The following is an 18,632-nucleotide window of genomic DNA, read 5'->3' as shown; positions in this document are numbered from 1 at the left end:
ACGAATTTATTCGTACGTTATCCATGTGATTTTACTTTCCTGAACGAAAGAAGAGATATAGCGCAAGGATGGTGGGATCGGGATGTGTTTTGTATGAAAGAGGGAAACGCCTCGCATTTTCCTCTTTGCAAAACCTACTTTTTTTCCTCGCTATGATTCTGCCGATAACCCTGATACGTCAAAGCGACGTTTTTGAAGTATTCCGTCATGTAGTTAATGCAGACTTGTACTTTCAGCGGCAGGTTGTCTTTGCGGGTGTAGAGCGCGTAGACCGGGCGCGGGTCGGAGTGGTAGCGGTTGAACAGAATCTCGATTTCGCCGCGATTGATTTCGTCCACAACCCACATAAGCGGAATGTACGCGATGCCCGCGCCAGTCTTAAGCCAGCGCACCAGCGTTTGTGGGTCGTTAGTGACAAAGCGTCCTTGTGGTGTGACGCGGGTCGAAATGCCTTCCGGGGCGATCAGCTCGAATTCGCTGTCGGGACGTACGCTGTATTCCAGCCAGGAAAAATTCACCATATCTGCCGGTTTATCCGGCGTACCGTGCTGTGCCAGATAGCTTTTTGCGGCACAGACGACCATCGGCATCGAGCCTAATCGTTTCGAGAACAGGCTGGAATCCTGTAGTGCACCGACGCGGATAACGATATCCAACCCGTCTGCAATCAGATCGGGAGCAGGAATCCCGGTGACCAGATTGACGGATAAACCGGGATATTCCTTCAGCATCGCGGCAGTCATGGTGGACAACACATTCTGCGCCATAGTGGAAGAACTGCCGATGCGCAGCGTGCCGATCGGCGTATTGTTGAAGGCGTAAAGCTGCTCATGGACTTCATGCGCCTCATGCAGCATGCGGCGACAGCCGTGGTAGTAAATTTTCCCCGCTTCCGTCAAACCAATGCTGCGCGTACTGCGATTAAGCAGCTTAATCTGTAGCTCATCTTCAAGCTTGGTAACGGTCTGGCTGACGGCGGATACGCTCATCTGCAACTGACGGGCTGCGGCGGTAAAAGAACCAAATTCCACCACGCGGGCAAACACCGACATACTCTTTAGTCTTTCCATTATTCACTCTGGCTTAAAAGTGATTTAGATCACGCTATGTAGATAAGGTGATAATAAGCATCCATAATATAGCCTATCCGGTGGTTCTGGGCAGAACAGAGCCATTCAATGATTGTGTTTATTTACCCAATTAGAGTAATACGCTGATTTCCCATCGTTAGTCAGCCCCTGCTGACATCGCTATTCATCAGTTTAACGCTATCCCATCCGTTGGCTACCCGCCCGCGGGATGAGGCTCTGTTGTCGGTGCTGAAAGGCCGTGCCAGACGACATAATTTACCACCCGGTAGCGCACCTGCTCGTTACCGCTCTCTAATAGAAAAAGGAAAAGAGGATGAGTTCACTCCCGGTTATGGTGTTGTTTGGGCTGTCATTTCCCCCGGTATTTTTTGTCTTACTGGTATCGCTGACCCTGTTTTTTGTCGTGAATCGCCTGCTGCAACCGACGGGGATCTATGACTTCGTCTGGCATCCTGCGTTGTTTAATAGCGCGCTGTTCTGCTGTCTGTTTTATTTATTGTTCCGTTACGGTCTGTGAGGCGTCTGTGAAAGCTTTCTTTTTACCCTTGTTTAGACAGCAGGCCGCACTGATCAAAAAACTGAGCCGCGTGGTCATTACGCTGGTGATTGTGCTGTGTGCGATTGTGGCGATTTTCCGTGTCTGGGCGTTCTATACCGAATCACCCTGGACGCGTGATGCCAAATTTACGGCGGATGTCGTGGCGATTGCGCCGGACGTCAGCGGGTTATTGAGCGACGTTCGCGTTACGGACAATCAGCTGGTGAACAAAGGTGACGTGCTGTTTGTCATCGATCAGCCGCGCTACCATCAGGCCGTGGCGCAGGCGGAAGCCGATGTTGCCTACTATCAGGCGCTGGTGACGGAAAAACGTCGGGAATCAGGACGCCGGGCGCGACTGGGCATCAGTGCGATGTCACAGGAAAATATCGATCAGTCCAGTAATGCATTGGAAACCGCCACGCACCAGCTTGCTAAAGCGCAGGCGGTGTTGTCACTGGCGCAACTGGAGCTGGAACGCACCGTGGTACGTGCTCCTGCCGACGGCTGGGTGACCAACCTGCATGTGCAGAGCGGTGAGTTTATCGAGCGCGGTAACACGGCGGTGGCGCTGGTGAAGAAGGATTCGTTCTATCTGCTGGCGTACATGGAAGAGACCAAGCTTGAAGGCGTGCGTCGTGGCTACCGTGTGGAGATTACGCCGCTGGGTAGCGAAAAGATATTTTATGGCACGGTCGATAGCGTGGCGGCTGGGGTGAATAACAACAGTAACAGCGCGAACAGTAAAGGTTTGGCTAACGTGGATTCCAATCTGGAATGGGTGCGTCTGGCGCAGCGTGTGCCGGTAAAAATTCGCCTCGATCGCCAAATGGGCTACCTCTACCCGGCTGGCACCACGGCCACTGTGGTGATCACGGGTGAGCAGGTCAACAATGATAAAGCGCCGTCGCCGCTCATTCGTCTCCTTTATCGCCTGCGTGAGTTCGGCTAAGTGAGGCGATGATGAAAACTCCGTCGCTAACAGGCGCTATGTTCTTTACGACGCCAAAGTTTGCACGCCTTCGCTTCGCTTTCAAACTGAGCTTCGCGATTGTGCTGTCTTTGTTTCTGGGCTTCCATCTCCAGTTGGAAACGCCGCGTTGGTCGGTGCTGACGGCGGCGATTGTCGCCGCTGGTCCGGCGTTTGCTGCGGGTGGTGAGCCATTTTCTGGCGCCATTCGCCATCGTGGCATGCTACGTGTTGTCGGCACCTTTATCGGTTGTCTCGGCGCACTTGTCATCATTATCGCTACTGTTCGCGCACCTGTCGTGATGTTGATGCTGTGTTGTATTTGGGCGGGCTTCTGCACCTGGATTTCCTCGCTGGTTAAAGTCGAAAACGCCTATGTGTTCGGGCTGGCGGGCTATACCGCACTGATTATTATTGTTTCGACGCAGAGTACACCGCTGCTGACGCCGCAGTTTGCCGTGGAACGCTGTAGCGAGATTGTGCTGGGCATCGTCTGTGCGATTCTGGCGGATTTGCTGTTCTCACCGCGCTCGATCAAGCAGGATGTCGACCGCAGTATCGGTGAACTATTAGTGGATCAGTATCGGTTACTACAACTCTGCATGAGCGGGGCGGAGAAAGACGCAATAGACAAGGCATGGCACGCGCTGGTGCGCAAAACAACTGCGCTAAACGGCATGCACAGCAGCCTGATGTTGGAGTCCTCGCGTTGGCAGAACAGCAATCGCCGCTTAACGTCGCTGCATACACAATCACTCACGATGATTACACAGGCGTGTGAAACCTACCTGATTTTGCAGGACGCCCCGACTCCCGTAAAAAGCAGCCTGAAACAAGTGTTGGATCAGCCTGTTGAGTCGTTTCGCGATGTGCATTGCCGTGTGAAAGCATTGCGCCAGCTGATTGCGGCGGACAGTCGTGATGTGCCGCCGATGCTGATCAGTTGGGTCGGAGCGGCGACGCGCTACCTGCTGCTGGCGAAGGGCGTGCAGACCAACGGGCGTATCAATACGATTGAAGCTGACGTGCTGAACAGCGAGGTGGAAATTAAAGCGCCATCAGCCGAAACGCATCACGCCATGATTAATGGGTTACGCACTGGCGTGGCGACGGCGTTGGGCTGTCTGTTCTGGCTGAGCACCGGCTGGACCTCTGGCAGCGTGTGTATGGTGATGATTGCGGTGGTGACGTCGCTTGCCATGCGGTTGCCGAACCCGCAGATGATGGCGAAGGATTTCCTTTTCGGGACGATCTACGCGCTGCCGCTGGGTGCGGTGATGTTCATGTTTATCATGCCGTCAACGCAGCAAAGTATGCTGCTGCTGTGCCTGAGTCTGGGGGCAATGGCTTTCTTTCTCGGCCTTGAAGTACAAAAACGTCGACTCGGCTCACTGGGTGCACTGGCCAGTACGATCAATATTCTGGTGTTGGATAACCCGATGACGTTCAACGTCAGTCAGTTTCTGGACAGCGCGATCGGCCAGATCATCGGCTGTTTTCTGGCGCTGATGGTGATCCTGCTGATCCGGGATAACACCAAGGCACACACGGGGAGAACGCTGCTGAACCGCTTTGTGTATGGCGCGGTCTCGGCGCTGACGACCAACACGGCGCGTCGCAAGGAAAACCACCTGCCTGCGCTGTATCAACAACTGTTCCTGCTGCTGAGCCGCTTCCCTGACGATATTGCCAAGTATCGTCTCGCACTGTGGCTAATCATCATGCACCAGCGTCTGAGGACGCTGGATATTCCACAAAACGCGGCGCTGTCTGCCTTTCATCGTCAGATTCGTGCAACGGCGGAGCAGGTGATTTCGGCCCGACGCGACAGCACGCGCAGCCGCTATTTCACGCAGCTGTTGGACGAGCTTGAACGCTATCAGCAGATGCTAACAGAACAGCAGCTTCCCCCGAGCGTAACAGCGCCTGTAGGGCGATTGACCGGGATCCTGCGTGATTATCAGCATGCGCTGAGCAACTAATCTCAGTGGGCGAGGTGAAGCGGTAACTCTGACGATTAATCCGAGAGTACCGCAGCCCTCGCCCATCACTTCTATACTGAATTATCTGTAGCTTCCCTCATAACGTCATGGAATATGACCCTTTTCAGGAGGTAATACGATGTCAGGACAAAATTTACAGGATCATGAACTGTTTAAAACGGGCTACTTTGCTGCGGGGAAATGGCAGCAGAGCGGCGCGACCTTCGAGGTCGTGAATCCGGCGACGGGCGAGTCGATTGCCAGCGTGGCGAAAGCGGGAAAGAAAGAGACGCAGGCGGCGATTGACGCCGCCTATGCCGCCTTTCCTGCCTGGAAGCGTAAAACCGCGAAGGAGCGTTCTGAAATTCTGTATCGCTGGTACGAGCTGATTCTGGAAAATAAACGCTATCTGGCGGAGTTGATGACCGCCGAGCAGGGCAAACCCGTGCAGGAAGCCGAAGGCGAAGTCGTCTACGCGGCGAATTTCATTCAGTGGTTTGCTGAGCAGGGCAAGCGGGCGAACGGTGAGATTATTCCGCCGGCTAAGCCCGGATCGAAGATTTACGCCACGCGTGAACCCGTTGGGGTCGTTGTCGCCATTACGCCGTGGAATTTCCCGCTGGCGATGCTGACGCGTAAGCTGGGGCCGGCTCTGGCCGCGGGATGTACCGGTGTCATCAAACCCGCGAACAACACGCCGCTGTCCGCGTTTGCGCTGTTGGCGCTGGCGCAGCAGGCGGGTGTGCCGGATGGCGTACTCAACGGCGTGGCGGGCGACACACAGGCAATCAGCGATACCGTCATGGCGAGCGATAAAGTGCGCAAAATTTCCTTCACGGGTTCGACGGAAGTAGGGAAAACGCTGGTGCGCAACGCCGCAGAAACCATGAAGAAAGTGTCGATGGAGCTGGGCGGCAATGCGCCTTATATCGTGTTTGATGACGCGGATATTCAGGCCGCAGTAAAAGGCGCGATAGCTAACCGTTTCCGTAATGCGGGTCAGGTCTGTGTTAGCGCCAACCGATTTTATATTCAGGATGGCGTCTACGATGAGTTTGTCTCTCTGCTCGCGGAAGAAGTGAAGAAGCTGAAGGTCGGTAATGGTATGGATGACGGCGTTGTGCTCGGCCCGCTGATTGACGATGCTGCGGTTGAGAAGGTAGAAAAGCACGTCAATGACGCGGTGGAAAAGGGAGGCAAGGCGCTCGTCGGTGGTAAACGGCATAAGCTGGGCCACAGCTTCTTTGAACCGACGGTGATTATTGATGCCAACGAAGCGATGCTGCTGGCGCAGGAAGAAACGTTTGGCCCGGTTGCTCCCTGTTTCCGTTTCAAAACGGAAGAAGAAGTGATTCAGCGCGCCAACAATACGCCGTTTGGTCTGGCGGCTTATTTCTACAGCCAGAATTTGCAGCGTGTGTTCCGCGTGGCAGAAGCGTTGGAGAGCGGCATGATTGGCATTAATGAGTGCGCGGTTTCAACCGAATTAGCTCCCTTCGGCGGTGTGAAAGAGTCAGGATTAGGCCGCGAAGGTTCTGTTTTGGGGCTGGACGAGTTTCTGGAAGTGAAAACCTGGCATTTGGGCGGGTTGTGATCTGAATGGATGTTGCGCTCGGAATTGATCGTGAATCCGATTGAATACCGGTAAGACAATATAGGCAATACAATACAGGTAATACATGGGATGAGTGAGTCAGACTCCTCATCCCACGATTGCCGTTACTCTGTGGTTTCAGCCAGTTCGCGCAGATACTGGAAGATCTGGCGGGCGGATTTCGGCGGCTTATTCGTCGCTTTCTCTTTCTGCGCATTACGTACCAGAGAGCGCAATTGCTGACGGTCAGCGTGAGGATACAGCGCCAGAATATCAGGAACCACATCGTCACCTTCTTCAATCAGACGGTCACGCAGCTGTTCCAGTTTGTGGAATAACGCCACCTGCTGATTATGACGGTTGTTCAGTTTATCCAGTGCGGTTTGGATCGGCTCTGGATCGCGGGCGCGCAGCATTTTACCAATCAGCTGTAGCTGACGGCGGCGGCCTTCTTTCTTGATCCGCTGCGCCAGTTCCACCGCTGCACGCAGATCGTCGTCCAACGGGATCTTTTCCAGAGCGTTTTTGCCCAGCTCGACCAGTTCCGCACCGAGATCTTTCAGCGCTTCGGCATCGCGCTTTATTTCACTTTTGCTGACCCAGATAATTTCATCATCTTCGTCGTCTTCTTGGTTCTCTGGGACGTCATTCAGCCAGTCTTCGTACTTTTGCTTCATGGTTGGCTCCTAAAAAGTGTCCAGGAGCAATTCGTAACGCTACGTGTAGCGGCTCCGGGATGGTGAACAGCGTGCCCACCAGCAAAAAAGAGGCTGATACTAACAGGTTTGGGCTTTGTGCGAAATTGTCCGTAGATCCTGTTAGACTAGAAAGCATTATGCTACACCATTTTATGCTCCTCATACTTCACGTTACCTGTGTGTTGGCTGCGCGAAGTATAGAGAGTATACGCCCCTTTTGTGCTCGTTGCGGGGATGATGATGGTGAGCTTTCTTCCACTCATTATGGCAGAACAATGACGATAACTACTCAGGTTGCAGAGCAGCGTAAAGCGCTGGAGCTCGCGGTTGCTCAGGCGCTGGAACTGGCGCGTGCCGGTTCTGATGCGGCAGAAGTCGCGGTGTCAAAAACGACGGGCATTAGCGTCAGTACCCGTTATGGTGATGTTGAAAATGTTGAATTCAACAGCGATGGTGCGTTGGGCATTACGGTTTATCACCAACAGCGTAAAGGCAGCGCTTCGTCTACCGATCTCAGCCCGGATGCGATAGCCCGTACCGTACAGGCCGCGCTGGATATTGCTCGTTATACCTCTGTCGATCCTTTTGCTGGTCCGGCAGATCGGGATCTTCTGGCGTTCGACGCGCCGGATCTGGATCTGTTCCATCCGACTGAGCTGGATGCAGATCGCGGCATTGAATTAGCCGCTCGTGCAGAGCAGGCCGCATTACAGGCTGACAAGCGCATCACCAACACCGAAGGCGGCAGTTTTAACAGCCACTACGGCGTTAAGGTGTTCGGCAATAGCCACGGCCTGCTGAAAAGCTACTGCTCTAGCCGTCACTCCATGTCCAGCTGTGTGATTGCCGAAGTGAATGGCGATATGGAGCGAGATTATGCCTACACCGTTGGCCGTGCGCTGGACGACTTACTCAGCCCGGAATGGGTGGGCGAAGAGTGCGCGCGCCGCACGTTATCCCGCCTGTCACCGCGTAAACTGCCTACCATGCAGGCACCGGTGATGTTTTCTGCGGAAGTGGCGACGGGCCTGTTTGGCCATTTGGTTGGCGCCATCAGCGGCGGCAGCGTTTATCGTAAATCCACTTTCCTGCTGGATAAGCTGGGGCAGCAGATTCTGCCGGAGTGGCTGACGATTGAGGAACAACCGCATCTGCTGAGAGGTTTGGCCTCTACGCCGTTCGATAGCGAAGGTGTGCGAACGCAGGCGCGTGAAATTGTGAAGGCGGGCGTATTGCAGACTTGGCTTATGACAAGCTATTCCGCGCGTAAGTTGGGCATGCAGAGCACCGGCCATGCAGGTGGTATTCATAACTGGCGGATTGCCGGACAGGGGCTGGATTTCAACGGTATGTTGAAACAGATGGGCAAAGGCCTGCTGGTGACCGAACTGATGGGGCAAGGTGTGAGCGGTGTGACGGGGGATTATTCCCGTGGCGCATCCGGCTTCTGGGTCGAAAACGGCGAAATTCAGTATCCGGTCAGCGAGATTACCATCGCGGGTAACCTGAAAGACATGCTGCGTAATATTGTGACTGTGGGGAATGATATCGAAACCCGAAGCAATATCCAGTGTGGTTCCGTTCTGCTGCCAGAGATGAAGATCGCAGGGGAATAAGCCTGCTCTGTGTGAGTAACCGTCGCCGTCGGCAGTGTCCGACGGCTGTTACTCTATGTCTTATTAGCACGTACTTTGTATCAGAATTGTACCTTGCTGGTTTAGCGGTGGTACTCGCCTGCGGCTTCTGGCTGATAGAGTAGTTCTAGTACTTCAATTCGCGTTTCTTCACCGTTTGGCAACTGCCAGGCGATAGAATTTCCCACATGCATTCCCAATAGTGCCGCGCCCAGCGGAGCCATCACCGACAGCGGTTCTTGACTGTCCTTCACCGCGGCTGGATAAACCAGCGTGCGGATATGCTCTTCGTTGGTATTCAGATCGCGGAAACGCACCCGACTATTCATGGTGACGACATGTGAGGGAATCGATGCCGAAGGCAGAATTTCCGCCCGATCCAGCTCCTCATTCAACGCCTGTGCGATATCGCTGTCCGCAAAGGCGGGCTGCTCCAATAACATATCCAGACGTTCTGCATCCAATTCACTGATTGTCAGGTTAGGTTTCGTCATACTCCTCTCCAGTTGGTATTTTCAGATGATATAAAAATAACCCCCCGCGCCCAAAGGAGCAGGGGGTATAAGAAAATATTATGATTTATAGAGGTAGATAGTAGGGGGTTCGGGAGGGAAAGTGAAGCGCTCCTTACTACGAAGGCGGGCAGATAGCCTGCTAAGGAAATGCTAGTCCTCGTCGAACCCGGCTTCAAACAGCCCGATGACGGCGGCAAGCGCCTGCTCTTCATCTGGGCCTGTCGCTTCTACCTCGATGAGTCGCCCTTTGGCCGAGTCCAACATTAGCATGGCAATCACGCTGCTGGCTTCGGCTTCGGTACCGCTGTCATTACGCAGTATCACTTCTGCATCAAAGCTCTGCACCAGTTCGAACAGCTTCATGGCTGGGCGAGCGTGCATGCCCAGCTTGTTTTTGATTTCAACCGTTTGCCGGACTGTCATAGGTTACCTGGCTGTACTGGTTTGCCGAATATTACGAGGGTTTACGTTTTTCCAGCGTACGGTGGCGCGACTGCACGTTCTTACCGCGTGAGCGGAAGTAGTCTGCCAACTGTTCGGCGACGTAGACGGAACGGTGTTTACCGCCGGTACAGCCAATGGCGACAGTCAGGTAGCTGCGGTTATTGGTTTCCAGCATCGGCAGCCATAGTTCCAGATAGCTGCGAGTCTGGTAGATGAAGTTGTGAACTTCGGTATGCCTATCGAGGAAAGACGCAACGGGCTTATCCAGACCGGTCATCGGGCGCAGTTTCGGATCCCAGTGCGGGTTCGGCAGGAAGCGCACGTCAAAGACGTAATCCGCATCGATAGGGATACCGTGCTTAAAGCCGAACGATTCGAACACCATCGTGAGTTCGCGTTCCCGCTTGCCGAGCAGTCGGGTACGCAACATTTCGGCCAGTTCATGTACCGACATCTCTGAGGTGTCGATAATCAGGTCGGCGCGTGAACGCAGCGGCTCCAGCAAGTCGCTTTCTTCATCAATAGCGCTTTCCAGTGACAGATTCTTGCTGGAGAGCGGGTGAAGGCGACGGGTGTCGCTGTAACGACGAATCAGCGTATTGCGATCGGCATCCAGAAACAGCAATTGAGGCGAGAAGCTAGGTGGCAGTTGCTCCATGGCATGCTCGAAGATCTCTGGTGATTCCGGCATATTGCGCACGTCAATGCTGACTGCTGCGGAAATGTTACGTGCCGCAAGCGTATTAGCCAGTTCTGGCAGTAGAACCACTGGCAGGTTATCTACGCAGTAGAACCCCATATCTTCCAGTGCGCGCAGGGCGACAGATTTCCCTGAACCTGAGCGACCACTGACAATCATCAGCACCATCTGACGACTCCCCTCTGGCAATGTGATGGCGAATTTTCATTGCCACTGTTTTTATAAAGTGATGTATAGCTAAAAAAATGACGGCTTAGCGCATGGATTGCAAGCATTCTCTGAATCCACCGCGAATCGCCCGTCATCGTGAACATGACAACCATCCGGCTTAACCAGCTTCCGTCATAATCTGGTACAGCTCTTCATCGCTTTGCGCCGCACGCAGGCGTCGGCAAACCGTTTTATCCGCCAGCCGCTTGGCAACAAGCGACAGGGTATGCAAATGGGTTTTACATTGTTCCGCTGGAACCAGCAAGGCAAAAAGCAGATCAACAGCCTGATTATCAATGGCATCGAAAGCGATCGGTTGCTCTAACTGGATGAAAACACCGATGGCGCCCAGCGCATTATCGTCTTCCAGCTTACCGTGAGGAATGGCAATGCCACCGCCGATTCCCGTGCTGCCCATCCGCTCCCGAGTCAGGATGGCATCAAAGATAATCTGCGAAGGAATGTTAAGCTGCTTGGCGGCGAGCTCACTGATAATTTCCAATGCCCGTTTCTTACTCTGGCAGTGGACGGTGCTTCGGGTGCACTCAGGACGTAATACGGTGCTGAGCTGCAATACGGGATCGTGGTTCATTTTATTTTCACTTAACGACGCTTTCACTGCTGGTGATCCCGACCCACCCGATGGATGGGCCGAGTTTGTCCTTTGCCAAACGGCAAAGGAGAAAATTAGTGCTGCTTGAGTTTATCTTTATGCTTATTGAGCTGTCTCGCCAGCTTATCAATCAATAAATCTATCGCGGCGTACATATCTGCCGCCTCTGAGGTTGCATGCAGCTCGCCGCCATTAACGTGGAGCGTGGCCTCGGCAATTTGCTGAACTTTTTCCACTCTCAATACCACATTGACCTGATTAATCCGGTCAAAATACTGCTCTAATTTGGCAAACTTGCCATTAACAAAATCACGCAGCGGTTCAGTGATCTCGATGTGGTGTCCGGTAATGTTGAGCTGCATAGTGTCTTCCTTCTCTGTTGAGATCAAATCAGTTGTTTACGCTGATTCGATGGTGGGATAGATAAAGACTCTCGGTATTTTGCAACGGTTCGACGCGCCACGATGATGCCCTGATCGGAGAGCAGTGCCGTAAGCTTGCTATCGCTCAGTGGCTTCACGGGGTTTTCCGCCGCAATAAGCTTCTTCACCAACGCGCGGATTGCCGTTGATGACGCTTCTCCGCCACTATCGGTATTAACGTGGCTGGAGAAGAAATATTTTAGCTCAAAAATGCCGCGCGGGCTGTGCAGGAACTTCTGTGTCGTCACGCGTGAGATGGTGGATTCATGCATATCCACCGCTTGAGCGATGTCTGCCAGTACCATAGGCTTCATGAATTCTTCGCCCTGCTCGAAGAAATCCTGTTGCTGTTCGACGATGCTGCGGGTCACTTTCAGCAGCGTGTCGTTGCGACTTTCCAGGCTTTTGATGAGCCAGCGCGCTTCTTGCAGATTGCTGCGGATAAATTGTCCGTCGCTGTCGTTGCGTACGCTGTTACCCAGCGCGGCATACTGCTGGTTAATCTGCAAACGGGGAACGCTGTCGGTGTTCAGTTCGACGACCCAGACTCCCTGAACTTTACGTATCAGTACGTCAGGAATCACGTATTCGGATTCGCCGGTGTTGATCGACTGGCCTGGACGGGGATCGAGCGATTGGATCAGCGCCAGTGCTTCTTTCAGCACGTCTTCTTTCAGACGCGTTACACGAATCAGGCTGCGGAAATCATGGTTGGCTAACAGATCGAGATGATCGCTGACGATCAGACGCGCTTCGATCAGGCGTGGTGTGTCGTCGGCAAACTGGGAAAGCTGCACCAGCAGACAATCACGCAGATCGCGAGCGGCCACGCCAACGGGATCGAAGCGCTGCACGCGTTTGAGTACGGCCTCAACCTCTTCCAGCGTTACGTCGTCGTCACCGATGCTCTCAAGAATGTCCTGTAGCGGTACGGTCAGGTAGCCGGTGTTGTCTACTGCATCGACGATAGAGGTCGCGATAGCTGCGTCGGTGTCGGAAAACGGCGTTAGCTCAACCTGCCACATCAGGTAATCCTGAAGTGTTTGCGTGGTTTCGCCTTGATAAATTGGCAGTTCTTCATCGCGATAGTCGGTGCCAGTGCCCGACGGCGTGCCTGCGGAGTAGATTTCATCCCAGGTTGCATCGAGCGGCAATTCTTCCGGCATGTCTCTTTGTTCAAGCGCTTCACCGGTATCCAGTGAATCGCTATCTGCCTTTTCGAATGACTCGATTTCGTCGTGCTGATCCGTTTGTTCGAGCAACGGATTGCTTTCCAGCGCCAGTTGAATTTCCTGTTGCAATTCAAGCGTGGACAGTTGCAACAGGCGGATCGCCTGTTGGAGCTGTGGAGTCATGGCCAGTTGCTGGCTAAGCCTGAGTTGCAAACCTTGCTTCATAAATCGCGCTAACGTCCCATAAGTACTGCAAAGAGAAAATATTACCCTATCAGAGTCGGAAGCCTTCGCCCAGATAGACGCGTTTCACCTGTTCATCGGCCAGAATATCGGTCGGTGAACCGTGGGCGATCAGGTTACCCTGACTCACGATGTAGGCTCGTTCACATACATCAAGCGTTTCGCGGACGTTATGATCGGTAATCAACACGCCAAGTCCGCTGTCACGCAGATGCTCAATGATTTTTTTAATATCCAGTACGGAGATCGGGTCTACGCCCGCAAACGGTTCATCCAGCAGGATGAACTTCGGATTCGCTGCCAGCGCACGCGCAATCTCTACGCGGCGTCTTTCTCCACCAGACAGCGATTGTCCCAGACTATCGCGCAAATGAATAATATGGAATTCTTCCATTAGCTCATTGGCACGATCTTCCTGCTGTTCGGTCGTCAGATCTTTACGGATCTGTAACACCGCCATCAGGTTGTCATACACGCTTAAGCGACGGAAGATCGAGGCTTCCTGCGGCAGATAGCCGATGCCGCGCAGCGCACGTTCGTGTAAAGGCAGCAGGCTGATGTCATCGTCGTCAATGACGATGCGTCCTTCATCACGCGGAACAATACCCACGACCATGTAGAACGTTGTCGTTTTGCCGGCACCGTTCGGCCCAAGCAGGCCGACGATTTCACCGGAATTCACGGTGAGGCTGACGTTTTCCACGACCTTACGGCCTTTGTACGCCTTGGCTAGATTTTCTGCGGTTAATGTTGCCATAACTTATTCAGTGACCCGTGGTTGCGGTTGCTGAGAACGAGAAGGCTGGCTTTTGTTCTCTTTCTCCTGAAGCTGAGAAGGGACCAACACCGTCGTCACGCGCTTTCCTTTGTCGCTGGTCGCTTCCATCTGCTGCTGTTTCACCAGATAAGTGATGCGATCGCCTTTGACATTGCTGTCCTGCTGTTCCAGGTAGGCATTGCCTGTCAGCACCAGAAAGTCGGTGGCCAGCTCGTAGCGGATTTTCTGCGCGTGACCTTTTACCGGTTTACCGTTGTCCTGCATCTGGTAGAACGTCACGGGATTGCCGTAACCTTCCACCACTTCACTGCCTTGCGCGCCTTGTGGACGCGTCACGACGACCTTGTCGGCTTTCACTTCAATCGTCCCTTGCTTCACGACAACATTGCCAGTGAACGTCACCGTGTTGCCCTGCATGTCCAGAGATTGCTGTGCTGAATCAATGTGAATAGGTTGATTGCTATCGCCGGTGACGGCAAAGGCGGAAACGCTGACGGCGAACAGCGAGCTGGCGATCAGGGTGTTACGCATCAGATTATTGGTTTTGGATTTCATAAGAGGTTTTTACCTTTTCGATCAACTCGGCCGTTTTGTTACGCAGATTCCCGCGCATTTTCATTCCGCTTGAGGTAAAGCTGGTGCCGTACAGGGTCACTTCATCATCGGAAGAAACGTCCTGCGTTACCAGATTCACCTGGGCATTATTCGTTGTGATGCGCTGAAGCTGTGCGTCTTTCGTCAGGCTATTCACCTCGACGTTACCGTACAGATAGAGCATCTTGTCTTTTGTCAGCTTGGCGCGATCGGCGCGTACTGACCAGGTTGCCGTGCCTTGTTCATTGAACAGCGTAGCAACAGGCTTGGTAAACCAGCTCAACTGCTCGTCGTTGAAATATTCCGCTTTTTCCGAAATCAGTCTGTAGCTCAGCTTACCCGCGGGGCTGTATACCTGCGTGTTGGTCTTTTCGCTGGTATAAACCGGCACGGCGGGGTCGTTTGCATCCGGTGCCGCTACCGTGTCGTCATCCGCAATATTCCAACCGATGAGGATAAGCACCAACAGGGCCAGAAAAGCGGTGAGCCAACGCTTGGTTTTACTCATATTGACAACCCTTTGGCATGCTCCAGCTTGTCCTGCGAGAACAGAATCAAATCACACAGCTCACGTACTGCGCCACGGCCTCCCGCAATGCGGGTGACATAATCTGCGCGTGGTAGCAGCAGCGGATGGGCGTCTGCCACGGCAACGCTCAGCCCGACCTGTGCCATCACTGGCCAGTCGATCATATCGTCGCCGATATACGCCACCTGATTTGCCGTTACTGACAGTTTATCCAACAGATCGTTGAAGGCCAAAACCTTATCCGATTGCCCCTGATAAAGATGGTTAATGCCCAGCGTCTTACACCGATCTTCCAGCAGTTTTGCTGAACGCCCGGTAATGATGGCAACCTCAATATCGGACGTCAGCAAGCAGCGAATACCATAGCCGTCGCGGACGTTAAAGGCTTTCAGTTCTTCGCCGTGATTACCCATATAAATCAGACCATCGGACATCACGCCGTCAACGTCGCAAATTAACAGGCGAACCTCACGGGCTTTATCCAGTACCTGTTGATCGACAGGCCCATAGCAGGTATCGGTTTGCGCCCTGACTTCACTCATTCACTATTATCCTTTCTTTTTAAACCACGCCAGCCCGCAGCATATCGTGCATATGGACGATCCCGACCAGACGATCGTTTTCTGCCACCAGCACGGAGGTGATGTGGCGCGACTGCATCAGGTTAAGTGCATCTACCGCCAGCGTTTGCGGTGCGACCCGGATGCCGCCCGCGGTCATCACATCAGCAATGCGCGCGCTGTTCAAGTCAATATTCATGTCGAAGATGCGGCGCAGGTCACCATCGGTAAAGATGCCCTGAATTTTCATATCCGCCTCGCAGATTACCGTCATACCCAGATTTTTGCGCGTAATTTCCACCAGCGCATCACGCAGCGAGGCATCGTGTGGGACATGGGGAATTTCATCACCCGAATGCATGATATCGCTGACGCGCAGTAAAAGTTTGCGGCCGAGTGCGCCACCGGGGTGAGAAAGGGCGAAATCTTCGGCGGTAAAGCCGCGCGCCTGTAACAAGGCTACGGCCAATGCATCGCCCATGACCAGCGTTGCAGTCGTGCTGGTGGTGGGGGCCAGACCGAGCGGGCAGGCTTCCTGCGGGACGTGAACACACAGGTGAATATCCGCAGCCTTACCCATCGTACTTTCTGGTGCGCTGGTCATGCAGATCAGGAACACTTTCTGGCGTTTCAGAACGGGAATCAGCGACAGAATTTCATGGGACTCGCCTGAGTTGGAAATGGCGATCACGATATCGTGCGGCGTCACCATGCCGAGGTCACCGTGGCTGGCTTCGCCCGGATGAACAAAAAAGGCAGGCGTACCGGTGCTGGCGAAGGTCGCGGCAATCTTGCAGCCGATGTGGCCGGATTTGCCCATGCCCATCACCACCACCTTGCCCTGACAATCGAATATCTTCTTGCAGGCGAGGGTAAAATTGTCATCAATGTACTGGTCTAATTGCGCAAGCCCATCGCGCTCGATACTCAGTACTTGCTTGCCCGCCTGCTGGAAGTCGAAATCTGCTGGTAGTTCATGAGCCTTTTGTCGCGTGTGATCGGCTTGTGGTGCGTGATCGGCTTGTGGTGCATGATCGGATAGTGCACGGTCAGACTGCTGTTTTAGATGAGCATCTTGTTCAAACTGTGACATACCAATAGTCCTGATTATGATGAAAAACAGAGCGTCTTATGAAAAACAAAACTGCTTATGAAAAGCAAAATAGGGCCGTCAGGTAGGCGATAAACGCGCAGCATAATAATGCGCCTGCGCCCTGTCCTATACGGCGTTTTTTGCTGAGGCACAGTGCGGTTAACAGCACGCTTGCCGCCAGCATGACCCAATAGTCGCGCTGAAAAGCCTGAGGGTTCAGTGCGCCTGGCGAGAGCAGAGCAGGCACGCCCAGAACAATCGCGATATTAAAAATGTTCGAGCCAATCAGGTTGCCCAGCGCAATGTCATCTTCTTTCTTCAGCGTCCCGACGATGGCGGTAGCAAGCTCAGGCAGGCTGGTGCCAATCGCCAATATGGTCAGCCCGATGGTTAACTCGCTGACATCGAAGTAGCGTGCAATGACGGTGGCGTTATCCACCACCATACGGGCGGCCATGGGTAAAATAATCATACCGAGAATCAGCCATAGCACGGCGACCATCTGGCTGCTGTCATCCTGCGGGAGTTCCGCCAGCTGTTCGCGTGTCAGGCTATCGCCGCCTTCCTGCTGCGCCTGTTGTGCCATGCGAAGTATCAACACCAGACACAGAATGGCGGCCAAGAGCAGCATTATGCCGTCGGCACGGCTCAGGTAGCTATCATGCAGTAAAACGCCACACAATAAAGTGACGGACAACATGAGCGGTAATTCTCGGCGCAGGATGGCCGAATGTACCGTTAGCGGGCGAATGAGCGCTGCGCTGCCGAGAATGAGTAAAATATTGGTGATATTGGAGCCCAGAACATTACCAACGGCCATGTCGCGTTGATCGTTTAAGGCAGCAGTAACCGAAACGATGAGCTCCGGTAGCGAGGTGCCGAAGCCGACAATAGTGATGCCAATGACGAAAGGAGGTAAGCCAAGAGAACGCGCAAGCACGGCGGCACCATAGACAAGACGATCGGCACCGTAAACCAGTAATAGCAAACCAACGAACAAGAGTAGTGTTGCAAAAAGCATGCAGCGTCCTTTAATAGGATATATACCCATCATACTTCAAGCTGCATGTGCGTTGGCTTTTCTCTCTCACCCCAGTCACTTACTGATGTAAGCTCCCGGGGATTCGCTGCGTCGCCGCCTTCCTGCAACTCGAATTATTTAGTGTATAATCACCGGCCTGTTGTCGAATAAGTCAGTATTTCTGGACGATTTTCGCACAAAAAGCATTTTTCTGTGATGAGTGCTAATTCTGACGGTGCTTGGCGAAAAAGTAAAACCTGTCGCGATAAGTAAAACCCAGTAACGGTTTGTGCCGCCATTTTGGACAAGAACTTACGGTAAGTTTTTGTAAAACTCGCACCTTGATGAAAGCCAGCCGTTAGGCTGGAGTGAAAGACCTCTTTATGAGCGTACTGATGGGTAAGGAATGGAAATAATGAACCATGAGGCAACTAATCTGGTCGAGATCCGTGGTCTTAGCTTTCGGCGCGGAGAACGAGAGATTTTTACGGACATCACGCTGAATGTGCCTAAAGGCAAGGTCACCGCGATCATGGGGCCTTCCGGTATCGGTAAAACCACGCTGTTGCGCCTGATTGGCGGACAGCTACCGCCAGACAGCGGCGAAATTTGGTTTGATGGCGAGAATATCCCGACACTGTCGCGCAGTGAGCTGTACAACGCGCGCAAGAAAATGAGCATGTTGTTTCAGTCCGGGGCGTTATTCACCGATTTGAACGTGTTTGATAATGTCGCCTGGCCGCTGCGTGAACATACTCAACTGCCGGAATCGCTGTTGCGTAGCATCGTCATGATGAAGCTGGAAGCGGTAGGGCTACGCGGTGCGGCGGAACTGATGCCTGCGGAGCTTTCCGGAGGCATGGCGCGGCGCGCGGCGCTGGCGAGAGCGATTGCACTTGACCCAGAACTGATTATGTTTGATGAGCCTTTTGTCGGGCAAGACCCGATCACGCTGGGAATACTGGTGAAACTCATCGATGAGTTGAATCATGCATTGGGCGTGACCTGCATTGTGGTTTCTCACGATGTGCCGGAGGTGATGAGTATCGCCGATTATGCGTATATCGTGGCCGACAAGCGGGTGGTGGGGGAAGGAACAGCGGATCAACTGAGGGCGAACAATGACCCGCAGGTTCGTCAGTTCCTGGATGGTATCGCCGACGGGCCAGTGCCTTTCCGTTTTCCGGCCAGTGACTATAAAACGTCTCTGCTAGGTTCAGGGGGTTAACGC

The 18,632-nt window shown here is 53.4% G+C and carries 20 protein-coding genes; 6 read left to right on the top strand and 14 right to left on the bottom strand.

Annotated elements, in window-relative coordinates:
• Positions 1-134: 134 nt before the first annotated feature.
• Positions 135-1,070, bottom strand: a complete 936-nt coding sequence (aaeR, locus tag QWJ20_RS09415; protein ID WP_039482347.1) for an HTH-type transcriptional activator AaeR — start codon at positions 1,068-1,070, stop codon at positions 135-137.
• Between the two features lie 334 nt (positions 1,071-1,404).
• Here aaeR and aaeX point away from each other — a divergent pair, with 334 nt between their 5' ends.
• The 4 genes from aaeX (at position 1,405) to QWJ20_RS09395 (ending at position 6,175) form a co-directional block, all read left to right on the top strand.
• On the top strand, positions 1,405-1,608 hold the full coding sequence (aaeX, locus tag QWJ20_RS09410; protein WP_005975424.1) for a p-hydroxybenzoic acid efflux pump operon protein AaeX: 204 nt from the start codon (positions 1,405-1,407) through the stop codon (positions 1,606-1,608).
• A gap of 7 nt (positions 1,609-1,615) precedes the next feature.
• Positions 1,616-2,581, top strand: coding sequence for a p-hydroxybenzoic acid efflux pump subunit AaeA (gene aaeA / locus QWJ20_RS09405; protein WP_433992354.1), 966 nt, complete (start codon positions 1,616-1,618; stop codon positions 2,579-2,581).
• A gap of 11 nt (positions 2,582-2,592) precedes the next feature.
• The gene (gene aaeB, locus QWJ20_RS09400) at positions 2,593-4,581 is read left to right on the top strand and encodes a p-hydroxybenzoic acid efflux pump subunit AaeB (protein WP_433992403.1); all 1,989 of its coding nucleotides are present in this window, start codon (positions 2,593-2,595) and stop codon (positions 4,579-4,581) included.
• Positions 4,582-4,720: 139 nt separating this feature from the next.
• Positions 4,721-6,175, top strand: coding sequence for an NAD-dependent succinate-semialdehyde dehydrogenase (locus QWJ20_RS09395; protein ID WP_433992353.1), 1,455 nt, complete (start codon positions 4,721-4,723; stop codon positions 6,173-6,175).
• 125 nt (positions 6,176-6,300) lie between these two features.
• Here the strand turns inward: QWJ20_RS09395 and yjgA are convergent, their stop codons facing one another.
• Positions 6,301-6,852, bottom strand: coding sequence for a ribosome biogenesis factor YjgA (gene yjgA, locus QWJ20_RS09390; RefSeq protein ID WP_095993452.1), 552 nt, complete (start codon positions 6,850-6,852; stop codon positions 6,301-6,303).
• A 296-nt stretch (positions 6,853-7,148) separates the two neighbouring features.
• Here yjgA and pmbA point away from each other — a divergent pair, with 296 nt between their 5' ends.
• The gene (pmbA, locus tag QWJ20_RS09385) at positions 7,149-8,489 is read left to right on the top strand and encodes a metalloprotease PmbA (RefSeq protein ID WP_095701291.1); all 1,341 of its coding nucleotides are present in this window, start codon (positions 7,149-7,151) and stop codon (positions 8,487-8,489) included.
• A gap of 101 nt (positions 8,490-8,590) precedes the next feature.
• Here the strand turns inward: pmbA and rnk are convergent, their stop codons facing one another.
• The 12 genes from rnk to QWJ20_RS09325 form a co-directional block, all read right to left on the bottom strand.
• Positions 8,591-9,001 carry a nucleoside diphosphate kinase regulator gene (gene rnk / locus QWJ20_RS09380; protein ID WP_095701292.1) on the bottom strand — a complete coding sequence of 137 codons (411 nt, stop codon included), beginning with the start codon at positions 8,999-9,001 and terminating at the stop codon, positions 8,591-8,593.
• 171 nt (positions 9,002-9,172) lie between these two features.
• Entirely contained in the window at positions 9,173-9,445 is a 273-nt protein-coding gene (npr, locus tag QWJ20_RS09375; protein WP_010296626.1) for a PTS phosphocarrier protein NPr, read from the bottom strand.
• 31 nt (positions 9,446-9,476) lie between these two features.
• Positions 9,477-10,334 carry an RNase adapter RapZ gene (gene rapZ, locus QWJ20_RS09370; RefSeq protein ID WP_010296630.1) on the bottom strand — a complete coding sequence of 286 codons (858 nt, stop codon included), beginning with the start codon at positions 10,332-10,334 and terminating at the stop codon, positions 9,477-9,479.
• A 160-nt stretch (positions 10,335-10,494) separates the two neighbouring features.
• On the bottom strand, positions 10,495-10,968 hold the full coding sequence (ptsN, locus tag QWJ20_RS09365) for a PTS IIA-like nitrogen regulatory protein PtsN (protein WP_029367653.1): 474 nt from the start codon (positions 10,966-10,968) through the stop codon (positions 10,495-10,497).
• A 95-nt stretch (positions 10,969-11,063) separates the two neighbouring features.
• Positions 11,064-11,351 carry a ribosome hibernation promoting factor gene (gene hpf, locus QWJ20_RS09360; protein ID WP_005975449.1) on the bottom strand — a complete coding sequence of 96 codons (288 nt, stop codon included), beginning with the start codon at positions 11,349-11,351 and terminating at the stop codon, positions 11,064-11,066.
• A 23-nt stretch (positions 11,352-11,374) separates the two neighbouring features.
• The gene (gene rpoN, locus QWJ20_RS09355) at positions 11,375-12,808 is read right to left on the bottom strand and encodes an RNA polymerase factor sigma-54 (protein ID WP_095701293.1); all 1,434 of its coding nucleotides are present in this window, start codon (positions 12,806-12,808) and stop codon (positions 11,375-11,377) included.
• A gap of 49 nt (positions 12,809-12,857) precedes the next feature.
• Positions 12,858-13,583, bottom strand: a complete 726-nt coding sequence (lptB, locus tag QWJ20_RS09350) for an LPS export ABC transporter ATP-binding protein (protein ID WP_010296638.1) — start codon at positions 13,581-13,583, stop codon at positions 12,858-12,860.
• A 3-nt stretch (positions 13,584-13,586) separates the two neighbouring features.
• Positions 13,587-14,159 carry a lipopolysaccharide ABC transporter substrate-binding protein LptA gene (gene lptA / locus QWJ20_RS09345; protein WP_014913854.1) on the bottom strand — a complete coding sequence of 191 codons (573 nt, stop codon included), beginning with the start codon at positions 14,157-14,159 and terminating at the stop codon, positions 13,587-13,589.
• Positions 14,140-14,706, bottom strand: coding sequence for an LPS export ABC transporter periplasmic protein LptC (gene lptC / locus QWJ20_RS09340; protein ID WP_039482324.1), 567 nt, complete (start codon positions 14,704-14,706; stop codon positions 14,140-14,142). The genes lptA and lptC overlap by 20 nt, the downstream gene beginning before the upstream one ends.
• Positions 14,703-15,269, bottom strand: a complete 567-nt coding sequence (gene kdsC / locus QWJ20_RS09335; protein ID WP_010296644.1) for a 3-deoxy-manno-octulosonate-8-phosphatase KdsC — start codon at positions 15,267-15,269, stop codon at positions 14,703-14,705. Before kdsC ends, lptC begins: the two co-directional genes overlap by 4 nt.
• Before the next feature lie 19 nt (positions 15,270-15,288).
• A complete protein-coding gene (kdsD, locus tag QWJ20_RS09330) occupies positions 15,289-16,380 on the bottom strand; it encodes an arabinose-5-phosphate isomerase KdsD (protein ID WP_010296646.1) in 1,092 nt (363 codons plus the stop codon).
• 55 nt (positions 16,381-16,435) lie between these two features.
• Entirely contained in the window at positions 16,436-17,401 is a 966-nt protein-coding gene (locus QWJ20_RS09325) for a calcium/sodium antiporter (protein WP_433992352.1), read from the bottom strand.
• A 415-nt stretch (positions 17,402-17,816) separates the two neighbouring features.
• On the opposite strand from QWJ20_RS09325, the gene mlaF reads away from it, so the two are divergent.
• Entirely contained in the window at positions 17,817-18,629 is an 813-nt protein-coding gene (gene mlaF, locus QWJ20_RS09320; RefSeq protein WP_095701297.1) for a phospholipid ABC transporter ATP-binding protein MlaF, read from the top strand.
• Positions 18,630-18,632 lie beyond the last annotated feature (3 nt).

This window comes from Pectobacterium sp. S5, assembly GCF_051707265.1.
Taxonomy (GTDB): domain Bacteria; phylum Pseudomonadota; class Gammaproteobacteria; order Enterobacterales; family Enterobacteriaceae; genus Pectobacterium; species Pectobacterium polare.
This window is presented reverse-complemented; position numbering and strand designations above follow the sequence as displayed.

Bases quoted from the DNA above. Each gene is read 5' to 3' on its own strand.
- QWJ20_RS09325 (WP_433992352.1), bottom strand. From the start codon at position 17,401: ATGCTTTTTGCAACACTACTCTTGTTCGTTGGTTTGCTATTACTGGTT.
- npr (WP_010296626.1), bottom strand. From the start codon at position 9,445: ATGACAGTCCGGCAAACGGTTGAAATCAAAAACAAGCTGGGCATGCAC.
- aaeR (WP_039482347.1), bottom strand. From the start codon at position 1,070: ATGGAAAGACTAAAGAGTATGTCGGTGTTTGCCCGCGTGGTGGAATTT.
- aaeX (WP_005975424.1), top strand. From the start codon at position 1,405: ATGAGTTCACTCCCGGTTATGGTGTTGTTTGGGCTGTCATTTCCCCCG.
- hpf (WP_005975449.1), bottom strand. From the start codon at position 11,351: ATGCAGCTCAACATTACCGGACACCACATCGAGATCACTGAACCGCTG.
- aaeB (WP_433992403.1), top strand. From the start codon at position 2,593: ATGAAAACTCCGTCGCTAACAGGCGCTATGTTCTTTACGACGCCAAAG.
- QWJ20_RS09395 (WP_433992353.1), top strand. From the start codon at position 4,721: ATGTCAGGACAAAATTTACAGGATCATGAACTGTTTAAAACGGGCTAC.
- kdsC (WP_010296644.1), bottom strand. From the start codon at position 15,269: ATGAGTGAAGTCAGGGCGCAAACCGATACCTGCTATGGGCCTGTCGAT.
- yjgA (WP_095993452.1), bottom strand. From the start codon at position 6,852: ATGAAGCAAAAGTACGAAGACTGGCTGAATGACGTCCCAGAGAACCAA.
- lptB (WP_010296638.1), bottom strand. From the start codon at position 13,583: ATGGCAACATTAACCGCAGAAAATCTAGCCAAGGCGTACAAAGGCCGT.
- ptsN (WP_029367653.1), bottom strand. From the start codon at position 10,968: ATGAACCACGATCCCGTATTGCAGCTCAGCACCGTATTACGTCCTGAG.
- mlaF (WP_095701297.1), top strand. From the start codon at position 17,817: ATGAACCATGAGGCAACTAATCTGGTCGAGATCCGTGGTCTTAGCTTT.
- lptC (WP_039482324.1), bottom strand. From the start codon at position 14,706: ATGAGTAAAACCAAGCGTTGGCTCACCGCTTTTCTGGCCCTGTTGGTG.
- lptA (WP_014913854.1), bottom strand. From the start codon at position 14,159: ATGAAATCCAAAACCAATAATCTGATGCGTAACACCCTGATCGCCAGC.
- pmbA (WP_095701291.1), top strand. From the start codon at position 7,149: ATGACGATAACTACTCAGGTTGCAGAGCAGCGTAAAGCGCTGGAGCTC.
- rpoN (WP_095701293.1), bottom strand. From the start codon at position 12,808: ATGAAGCAAGGTTTGCAACTCAGGCTTAGCCAGCAACTGGCCATGACT.
- rapZ (WP_010296630.1), bottom strand. From the start codon at position 10,334: ATGGTGCTGATGATTGTCAGTGGTCGCTCAGGTTCAGGGAAATCTGTC.
- kdsD (WP_010296646.1), bottom strand. From the start codon at position 16,380: ATGTCACAGTTTGAACAAGATGCTCATCTAAAACAGCAGTCTGACCGT.
- rnk (WP_095701292.1), bottom strand. From the start codon at position 9,001: ATGACGAAACCTAACCTGACAATCAGTGAATTGGATGCAGAACGTCTG.